General features: G+C 35.6%; 1 protein-coding gene. It reads left to right on the top strand.

All coding sequences use genetic code 11. From position 1 onward, the window contains the following. Positions 1-490: hypothetical protein (locus HMPREF1505_RS02775; protein WP_036922191.1), on the top strand; the 490-nt coding region annotated here is incomplete at its 5' end. Positions 491-679 lie beyond the last annotated feature (189 nt).

Here is a 679-nt window from a genome sequence, read left to right as displayed (position 1 = left end):
ACGATTTGCAATATGGATATTGATTCTTTCCTTTGTGGTTATTTGTGTATGCTATTTTTCATGGGCTGCACTATTACGACCTGTGCCAGGGAATCAGCCGGAGCTATCTACCAAGGAGAAAGAGTACTTCAATGAAATGGAAGGAAAAGAGGGGTGGGATTACGTGCAAAGAAGCATATATAATATAGAGGTAAACGGAGATCCCTCAAATCAGCATTTAATTAATCTGAATAAAAATTATGCCTATATGTTTCATACAAAAATAGAAGACTCCGCAACTTTCTACTCTTTACCTATTAAGATTGAGGACACAATTGCCTTGCATTTATATAATCACATTATCCACAAAAGTCCTCGATTAAAGAGAATTGTAATTGATTTCTCTTATGTAGAACGGTTAGGAGATGGTGCAAGTATAGGACACTCACGAACAGAAGAGTATGCAGTCCATGGTAAAAGGCTTGTTAAATTAAAGCATGATACAGAGTAATATCTTCAGTTAAAAAAATATATGTTCCGAGAATTCTGTGCTGAAAAGTCTGTTTTATCTGGTAGAACATTGTAGTTAATAAGAAGGTGGGCATACATTAAATATGAGAAAGAAAAGAAAAACAAGGGAGAGATTTATCCTTCAGATTGTAATGTGGACCTGTATTCTCATCTCTGTGGGCACTTGCAC

The organism is Prevotella sp. ICM33 (genome assembly GCF_000517825.1).
In the GTDB taxonomy this organism is placed as follows: domain Bacteria; phylum Bacteroidota; class Bacteroidia; order Bacteroidales; family Bacteroidaceae; genus Prevotella; species Prevotella melaninogenica.
Note: the sequence above shows the minus strand (reverse complement) of the source record. Positions and strands in the feature narration are given on the sequence as shown.